Genomic DNA, 8,573 nt, shown 5'->3' on the forward strand with positions numbered 1-8,573 from the left:
CCTACAGGGGCATCTGGTGTCGGCGCGGTCGATCGCAAGCTTCCTGACTTGGAGATCGACTGGACTGATCCGCTCATGCATGTGGCATCACCGACGCGGGTCAGCGTCGCCAACTCCGTCGCCACCCGGTTCAAGGCGGTGGCAGATCAGCCTGGTTCGGCGCCACAGACGCAATTGATCATGCAAGCGGTTAGTGATCACCTCGCTGAACTGCCTGAGCTGGTGCTGAAGCGTCGGCCGGAAGAAAGTGGAGCAGCTCCAACGGGCTTTTTCGTGCGGCGCGCGCCGGTGCAAAAGCCCGAACCGTGGCAGCCGGTCTATATGCGTCCGATCGCCGGTGAGGTCGAGGCGCTGCGTCGCATCGTCGAGTGGGTCAACGACATCATCACGGCTGGTCATCCCGGTCGGCAGAAATCGAGCCGGTCAGAAGTAGTGACGGCGGCCTTAGACGCCAGCTATCCGGCAATCACCTGACGGTTCGATCCCCGGCGTCGGCAGCTCTCATCGGCAGCCACCGGGCGATCTCCCCAGGAATTCGAGGCCAGAGCCCAATGGCGGGTTCGGTGAAATCCCCGACCATGCGCAACAGGAGAGGGTGACAACGTGACCGTTATTGGCACCGAACTAGCCGCGACCCGCCGCCCCGACGAGGCGCAGCGGGACGCCTCAACGGACGGGCTGGCACGTCCCGCGGGGGACAGTGGGGACGCTGGGGACACCGATCCTCATGTCGAGGCGTTGGCGGGTATGTCCACGAAATCTGAGGCGATTGGCTACGCGGTCAGCGTCCTCCACGGTGCTCCCCCGGCGCAAGTGATGACGTGGCTCGCGCGGTACGGGTACACCGTGTCCCGGAGCAAGGTCAGTCCGGCAGTCAAAAAGTATCGGGATGCCCATGGGCTGAGCGACGAACCGCAAGTACAGGGCGTCGCCTTGCCGCGGTCTTCGCAACATTTTGTTCCCGGGACGCCGCCAACAGCAGGGGACAGTCCGGTCACACCCTGCTCGATGTCTCGTTCTGAGACCCCGGATACCGCGGACAGCTCGCAGGTGCGCGAGGACGCTGACCGTGGTGCCTCGCCTGACCTTAGGGACGATGTGCCCACTGTCCCTGTTATTGCGGGGGGACGGTGCGTCCCTGATCACGACTTCACTCCGCAGCGGGAGCAGCGTGCGCCGTGGGTGGCGTTCGCGTGTTATGCGGTCGCGCTCGTATCTCTCGGGGTGTCCCTCAACACCTCGTGGCGGTTCTTCGCGCAAGTCCTGCACATCCCGATCGCCTACGGGGAGCGATATGTCATGTTCGCCGTGGCTGAGCTCGCCCTGGTGGTGTGCGGGGCCGGAATGGCCGTTAACGTCCACCGCGAGGGTCGGCCTGGCGCGTTCCGCACGATCGTGTGGGCTATGTGCGTGGCGATGGCTTACATGGCGTGGGCTGAATCCACCACAGAGGAAGCGATCGGGCGGATCCTGCTTGGACCTGTGCTTGGCACGGTCATGCTGCATTTGGGGCTTGGCCTCGAGCTGCGCAGCCGCCATCGTGGCACCGGCACGACCGCGCGTATTGGGCGGGAGCTGCGGGAACGGTGTCTTTCGTGGATGGGTCTATCTGATGATGCGCGCGATGCCGCTCAGCGGATCCGTGACCGTAAGGCCTACAAGGCTGCGGCGCTGTCGCTGCCGCAACGCCGGCCGTGGTCACGTCAGGCCCGTCTGGAACGTGCGCTACTCGCCGCGGGCGTCGCAGATGACCCGCGGATGCGTGAGCGACTGGTTGCACGCCTGGCGGTTGTCCGGCACGCCGGCGCGTTATCTACTTTCACCCCGCCGTCCCCGTGGGGGTAGATTGTCCACGCATCATGGTTGCATTTTAGTGGTTTTTTACTAGGATTCGAGTAGATCTAGGTCGTTTCGGGAGCCTAGCTGGCGAAGAGGGAAGTGATCACGGTGACTGTGGTCAACGACGCGATCTTGAATCATACGAAGACTGTCCGGCTGCGGCCGGCGGAGCTGGCGCGCCAGCTGGTAGCGCACCTGGGGCCGACTCTGGTGGCGGTGCTGGCTGGCGTGCGGGATCGGAAGCTGCCGCATAAGTGGGCCAACGAGGGTGGCCCGACTCCACGGGCTGAGGCTTTGCAGCGTCTTCAGGTGGCGCACCGTGCCTGGATTGCGGTGGCCACCGCCGAGGGTGAGGATGTCGCCCGGGCGTGGTTCATTGGGGCCAACCCGCGTCTTGATGAGGTGCCGCCGTATGTGGCGATCCGTGATGGCAAGTTCAATAAGGTGATTGCCGCGGCGGCTGCTTTCGTCGACGGAACCGACAACTAAGAACTCTGGTCGTATTACCCGGTCTGCCGGTCGCCAGCGACGATAGGATTTTCCGAAGACCTGCGTCCTGTTGGAGGTGGCGTGTCGGACGACGTCTTGATCTGTTCAGTCACAGGTCTGGCGTTGGTGCCCGCAGCTGGTCAGACGGTGTTCCGGTTGGCCAAACCGTCATACGGGCCGCTGAATCCACAGTGCCGCACCATCAGTAGTTGCGATGATCGGTCCAGCTGGAATCGCTTTGATTTGCCAGGTGAACAGACGATCTACGCGGCATCAAATCCAGAAGGCGCATACGGGGAGTTGCTGGGCAGGTTGAAAAAGCCGCGACCAGTACCAGCGGCTCGATACCTCGACGACGTCGGTTCGGCCACGATGGAAGAGTTGATCGCCGAAGACTGGGCGGCCGCCGGTAAGAAATTGGCACCCTACGTCGTGGACATCAACTGGCTCTATGAGTTCAGGCTGTACACGCTGACGCTGCCTGAACACGGGTGGCTGGTGGAATCTGAACATTCCCGGACAGTCAATTTTCTACAGAGCAACATCCCGGGCAATTTGTGGGAGCGCGGCATTCAACACGTCACGGTGTCGACCTTGCGTTGCGAGGATCGTTACGTGACAACGTATTTGGCTGAGCGGCTGGCGCGGGCCCGGGTCGTCGGCGACATTACGCCGTTGGGCCTGCGCTATGGATCTAAACACGGCAGCGACTGGGATTGCTGGACGGTGTGGCTGCGTGAGGGGGTCGCGGACTCCATGGGCGTAGACGGCGGTACAGCGGTCGCGGCTCCGAACCAAAATCCGGTTTTGGCCAAAGTGCTGGATACTTTCGGCCTCTCAGCGGGGTAATGCGTACTACCCGCCGCCCGCCGCCCTGGGGTACGCCTTCATCCGTTGCAAGTGAGTGATCTTTAGTGGTCACGCGACTTGCACCCCGTCTCGGGGTTGTTCCCCAACCGTTCGGTTGGTTCCCTTCCGCGCTTCATGGCCACCTGCCCGGCTCAGCCGGGTCTTACGGTCGGCTCCACGCTTGACGGCGGCCCCAACTGGGCCGACGACGCTAGATATTTCCTCGTAGCGTGCGAGGTTGATGGCGGCGTTGTCGTCACGTTGGTGACGTGCCGAGCAGGCGTCGCATTGCCAGTGTTCGTCCCAGCCAATGTCCTGCGCATGCGCACAGGCGTGGCAGGTTTTGCTCGACGGAAACCAGCGGTCAGCGACGACTACCTGCGACCCGTACCAGCCTGCCTTGTAGGACAGGTGGCGCCGGGGTGTGGACAGGGCGGCATCGGACAGCCCGCGCCGTCGGGCGCGGGCACCAGGCAGCCCTTTTTGTCGCAGCATCCCAGCAGCGTCCAAACCTTCAACGACGATGCAACCGTGGGTCTTGGCCAATCGTGTTGTCAGGACGTGCAAATGGTGGGTGCGGACATCGTTGACCCGGCGATGCAGCCGGGACATCTCAGTGGTGCGTTCACGATAGCGCCGTGAACCTTTCGTGCACCGCGATCGCGCCCGGCAGACGTTGCGCAGCTCGCGCAACGCAGCATCGAGTGGGCGCGGATTGTCAACCTGTTCGATCACGACACCGTCAGCGTCGGCGACCGTCGCGAGACGACGCATACCCACATCGACTCCCACCCGTGAACCGGGGTGTGCAACGTTGGGATGCTGTGGGCGCTGGACCAGTACCCGCACACTGGCGTCCAACCGAGTACCGTTGCGCCGCACGCTGATTGCCAGCACTCGCGCCCGGCCTTTGGCGATGAGCCGCTGGATGCGGCGAGTGTTCTCGTGCGTACGGACAGCGCCGATTACCGGCAGCGTTAGATGACGGCGATCGGGCTCGACACGCATCGCGCCGGTCGTGAAGGACACACGATCCTGGTCGCGGCCCTTGCGCTTGAAGCGCGGAAATCCGACTCGTTTCCCAGCGCGTGTACCAGCACGTGAAGTCTGCCAGTTCCAATAGGCTTCGACCGCACCATTGATACCGTCGGCGTAGGCCTCTTTCGAGCACTCAGGCCACCACACCGCACCGGTTTCGGCGTTGACACACACGTCGTCCTTGACGGTGTTCCAACGCTTCCGCAGGACCCGCAACGACGGCTTCGCCGTCTCGATGCCTGACGCGCGCCAGGCTTCGATGTCGGCTCTCAGGGTGGCGACCGCCCAGTTGTAAGCCTTGCGACGGGCGCCGAAATGCCGTGTCAGCGACCTGGCTTGATCCTCGGCCGGGTCCAGCGTGAACTGGAACGCCTGCACCGTCCAGCCCTCAGGAATCTCGAACTTCGCCACCTCAGGCCGCCTCGCGTTCGCCGGCGTCAGCCGCCGCTGCGACGGCACGCTTTGCACGGTTGGCAGCAGCGCGTTTGCCGTAGAGCCGAGCACACATACTGGTGAGGATCTCTGTCATATCGCGCACCAGGTCGTCGTCGACCTCGGCTGAGTCGACCACGACCAACTCACGGCCCTGGGCAGCGAGTGCGGCTTCGACGTATTCAGAGCCGAACCGGCAGAACCGGTCGCGATGCTCCACCACGATCCGCTGCACCGCTGGGTCGCGTAGAAGCGCAAGGAACTTTCGTCGGTGACCGTTTAGCGCCGAACCGACCTCGGTGACGACTTTGTCCACCGGGATCTGTTCGGCCGTGGCCCACGAGGTCACCCGCGCCACCTGCCGATCCAGATCAGCTTTCTGGTCCGCTGATGACACCCGCGCATACACCGCAGTGCGCGATCGCCGATCCGTGGAAGCGGCCGGGTCGTCAATGAGAATCAGTCGGCCCACTCGCCTGGCCGGTACCGGCAACAGCCCGGCGTGAAACCAGCGATACGCGGTCACCCGCGCAACACCGTTGCGCTCAGCCCACGCCGCCAGATTCATACACCTGTTCCTACAGCACACCACCGACAACCAACGACTACTCAGAACGCAACAGCTGGCAACCCCCGGTCGAAGCCCCAGAATGCAACATCCGGTGCAACAGTGGCCTGTGATAGGAGCAGTGACTGCGGCAGTGCTAGCACGTTAGGCCGTGCCGCACACTGGCCGCCCACCTGATCGGTGGTTCAGTCCGACTCGGCGAAGCGGGCGCGCAGGTCGTCTGCGTGTGCCAGTACGGTGTGTACGCGGTAGGGACGGCGATGTTTGTCGTTGCGGGGCAAGTCTCCGAAGAGTTTGACCACCGGTGCGGCGGTGCGCAATTCGCCGGCCGCGAGGCCCAGCAGTGACATCGTCGCCGGGGTCATGTCATCATCGCGGGCATCGCGAGCTAGTTCGTCGATGAATTCGCGGTCTTCATCGGCGAGCTGGTAGCGGTTTGCTTGGGCGACGATGTCGTCGATCAGCGCTGCGAGCTCTTCGCGGTGGTCGGTGATCCAGCGTTCGGCGGCGGGGCGGCGCGCTGCGGTCGCGCGGCCGGCGCGCGTGAGTTTTTCGTCTGGCCGGTCATATCGCAGCAGAGCCTCGAGCCGGTCGATGAGGTCCCGGACGCCTTGCTTGCGGATACCGAGCTGGGCGCCCATCTGGCTGAGGAACAGCCCCCGGTCGCTTCCGGCTTTCAGGAAGTGCAGCTCGCGGCGGCGGTGCTCCCACCACAGCCAGTTGTTGAGGGTCAGCGCGTCGCAGACGTCGGCTTGCAGCACCCAGCGAGGTATGTCCGGCCCGGAGTATTTCTGCAGGTAGTCGAGTACTTTGTGGGGATCGGCGTCGGGGGAATCGGGCAGTCGGTCGCGGTGTCGGTCGTCGACTTTCCTGCGGCGCGCGGCGATCCTTTCGATGGCGTGCGCCACTTCCGCGCGGTGCACCCGGGGCCGGCTTCCCACCCCGTCAGTATTTCACTGACAGATAGCGGCCTTGTCGGTCGCGATGAAGTTCAACACCACCGCCCGGCTGGCCGCTCAACGGGGCTTGTGGGAGCACTGGCCCGCTCAAGTTAGCGTTTGATGTAGTCATTGGCCAGCCCGACCAGGGCCTCATCGTCGGTGGTTTGCACGTCCCACTGGTAGCGCCCGTCGGGGTCGAATTGGTGTTGAACGTGGGGTAATTCGCGGCGGGCCGCGCCGGATGAGTCGTAAGGTCCAGCGATGGGAAAGGTGGTGTTTCCGTCGCTGGCGGTGATGAATGCCTTGCGGGATGCCTGACGCGTTTTCAGGTACCACGCGAGGCCGAGGAGGGCGGCCACGAGTGCGAATCCGCCGCCGTGGGTGAGGGTGAGACCGGGCTGTGAACCGGGACCGCTCATCCGCTGCATGGCGCCTCCTGCCGCGGCCAATGCGGCCGCGATGGCGAACAGGGTCGCAGGGAGTCGGTATGTCGTCATCGTCCTGTTCCTTTGCGACTTGGCCTTCCAGCGCCCGCCCAATAACGGTGGCTAGCCACCTAGTCTAGTGGTGATCGACCTCGGTGGCAAGCCACCCGTTAGTAGCCTGTGTAGCCGTTGGCGTGGCGGTGTTCAACGAATCGATCGAAGTTTGTCCCAGCTGCTGGTTCGACGCCATAGTGTTCGATGATGTAGCGCTGGGATGCGGCGATGTTGGCGACCCGATCGAAGATGTTGTCACTAGTCCCGGCGACGTGGAAAGACTTGAACGTACCGGGCGTGAGCTGGCAGTACCCGCGTGCAGCGTTTTCAGGTGCGCCATCGCTCGCTGTTGCGCCGCTCCAGTTGACGTCCTTGACTCCTTGGATCGCGTCGGGGTTGTTGCCGCTTTCCTTCTCGATGAGGAACCGGTAAAGGGCGTGCCATTTGGCTCGGGTCTTCTTATCGTCGGGGATTCCGTTGGCGTCACAGGCTTTATCGATGTCAGCCGCGAGCTGGGCGGGGGAGGCCGCGCCGGCGCCGCTTCTCGCTCGTTTCAGATCGGCTAGGGCTGCTTTTGCGCCCGAACCTCGGTGGTGGTGTGCCGCAGCGTCGGCGGCCTCGGGCGTCACGCCGGCGTTGGACAACAACGCCGCAAGCGCTTGGGGTGCGATGGGTCGCATCCCGGCGGGCATCACCGAGGTCCCAGGCATCGGGGCCGGCATTGCGGGTGGCGCTGAGACGGGTGCTGGTGTGGCCGCAGGGGTGGGCGACGCGGGAGGAGCGACACCATTGCCGAGTCCGGCGGGCTTAAATTTGTTCGATGATTCCTCATCGCCATCAGTAATGTCGTCGACCCCCTTGGCGGATTGGCCGAGGGTCTTCGCTGAATCTTTGAGCTTGTCCTTGGTCTTGTCGGAGTGTTCTCCGAGGAGACCATCAATGTCGTCCAGCCCGGTCTTGGGACCGGGGGCACCGACTTGATCGGCCGCACCGCTAACCGCCTGCCGCGCGTTGTCGAACTTAGTGCCCGAGTTGGGGTCAGTGGTGACGTTATCGTGCGCCATCCGGGCTCACCGCCACGTTATCGATGCTGGGGAACAGGTTGGCCGGCGGGCAAGCCGTGGGACTGGGCACCGGGGTTCGCCCCGTTCGCTGGCGCTGCGGGAGGGACATCGGCTGCGTTCACAGCGGGCGGCGAGCTCGACGTGGCTCCAGCAGCTACCGGGGTGGCGGTGGGGTCCACGACGGGGGTGCCTGGATCGGGGATATGGAAGATGCCGGTATTAGGCTCGCTGAAGTTCATCACCTCGTTGACTGGCTTGACTTCGCCTTGTTCGTTCATGGCTTCGCCGTTGCCGAGATACCAGGCGTTCTTGTTCCCGTCGCTGACGATTACGTCACCTGGTTTGGCGGCGTTAACGTCGTCGACCTGGCTGCCAAGGTCTTGGCCCGCCGGCGGGATGGTGAACCCGACGTCAGCAAGGGCTTGGGGAATGGGAATTCCTGGGCCTGTGTGGGCAGCCTGAAGGGTTTCCTTGACAGCTGAGGTGATTCGCGGGGAATCGAACGCATAGTCCTTGTTGCCGATGCGCACCGTTTTGTCGGCTCCTGGCGGTGGGGGAGTGGCAGGTGCGCCCGGTGGCGTGGGTATCACGCTGCCGGGGTTGTCGGGCTTTGATTGGTCGTGGTCCGTGTGTTTGTGGTCGGGGTCGTCTTTGTGTAGAGCTTTGTCCTTGTCGGGGTCGTTCAAGGGGAGTTCTTTGGCCATGGGGTCTAGGCCGTGATCGGGTTGTCCCATTGCGCCGGAGGGGATTTGCGGCATGGGTATGCCTCCGGGCAGTCCACCGCCGGCGGGGATTCCGGGGATCTGGGGAATGCTTGACAGCGGTGGCTCTTGCGGCGATTTGCGGCTTGCGGTGTCGTCGCCTCCGGTAGAAG

8 protein-coding genes and 2 pseudogenes are annotated in these 8,573 nt (G+C 63.8%); 4 read left to right on the forward strand and 6 right to left on the reverse strand.

Annotated elements, in window-relative coordinates:
* From ACYQ8K_RS29430 to ACYQ8K_RS29445, 4 genes and pseudogenes are all read left to right on the forward strand, one after another.
* Window positions 1-474 (forward strand): annotated as a pseudogene (locus ACYQ8K_RS29430) (hypothetical protein); the annotation flags it as partial.
* A 750-nt stretch (window positions 475-1,224) separates the two neighbouring features.
* Entirely contained in the window at window positions 1,225-1,845 is a 621-nt protein-coding gene (locus tag ACYQ8K_RS29435) for a hypothetical protein (RefSeq protein ID WP_459974826.1), read from the forward strand.
* Between the two features lie 102 nt (window positions 1,846-1,947).
* Complete coding sequence (locus tag ACYQ8K_RS29440) at window positions 1,948-2,328, forward strand: hypothetical protein (protein WP_459974828.1); 381 nt, start codon at window positions 1,948-1,950, stop codon at window positions 2,326-2,328.
* Window positions 2,329-2,409: 81 nt separating this feature from the next.
* Window positions 2,410-3,177 (forward strand): hypothetical protein, encoded by a 768-nt coding sequence (locus ACYQ8K_RS29445; RefSeq protein ID WP_459974830.1) that lies wholly within the window; start codon window positions 2,410-2,412, stop codon window positions 3,175-3,177.
* Window positions 3,178-3,246: 69 nt separating this feature from the next.
* Here ACYQ8K_RS29445 and tnpB read toward each other — a convergent pair whose 3' ends face one another.
* From tnpB to ACYQ8K_RS29475, 6 genes and pseudogenes are all read right to left on the reverse strand, one after another.
* Window positions 3,247-4,626, reverse strand: coding sequence for an IS607 family element RNA-guided endonuclease TnpB (gene tnpB, locus ACYQ8K_RS29450; RefSeq protein WP_459974832.1), 1,380 nt, complete (start codon window positions 4,624-4,626; stop codon window positions 3,247-3,249).
* A gap of 1 nt (window position 4,627) precedes the next feature.
* On the reverse strand, window positions 4,628-5,215 hold the full coding sequence (locus tag ACYQ8K_RS29455) for an IS607 family transposase (protein ID WP_459974834.1): 588 nt from the start codon (window positions 5,213-5,215) through the stop codon (window positions 4,628-4,630).
* A 185-nt stretch (window positions 5,216-5,400) separates the two neighbouring features.
* Window positions 5,401-6,156, reverse strand: a complete 756-nt coding sequence (locus ACYQ8K_RS29460; protein ID WP_459974836.1) for a hypothetical protein — start codon at window positions 6,154-6,156, stop codon at window positions 5,401-5,403.
* 110 nt (window positions 6,157-6,266) lie between these two features.
* Window positions 6,267-6,653, reverse strand: coding sequence for a hypothetical protein (locus ACYQ8K_RS29465; protein WP_459974838.1), 387 nt, complete (start codon window positions 6,651-6,653; stop codon window positions 6,267-6,269).
* A 98-nt stretch (window positions 6,654-6,751) separates the two neighbouring features.
* A complete protein-coding gene (locus ACYQ8K_RS29470; RefSeq protein ID WP_459974840.1) occupies window positions 6,752-7,699 on the reverse strand; it encodes a transglycosylase SLT domain-containing protein in 948 nt (315 codons plus the stop codon).
* Between the two features lie 17 nt (window positions 7,700-7,716).
* Window positions 7,717-8,573 (reverse strand): annotated as a pseudogene (locus ACYQ8K_RS29475) (hypothetical protein); the annotation flags it as partial.

Source organism: Mycobacterium sp. MUNTM1 (assembly GCF_054660795.1).

Excerpts from the sequence above, each read along its gene's own strand:
- ACYQ8K_RS29455 (WP_459974834.1), bottom strand. The coding sequence starts at position 5,215 with ATGAATCTGGCGGCGTGGGCTGAGCGCAACGGTGTTGCGCGGGTGACC.
- ACYQ8K_RS29465 (WP_459974838.1), bottom strand. The coding sequence starts at position 6,653 with ATGACGACATACCGACTCCCTGCGACCCTGTTCGCCATCGCGGCCGCA.
- ACYQ8K_RS29470 (WP_459974840.1), bottom strand. The coding sequence starts at position 7,699 with ATGGCGCACGATAACGTCACCACTGACCCCAACTCGGGCACTAAGTTC.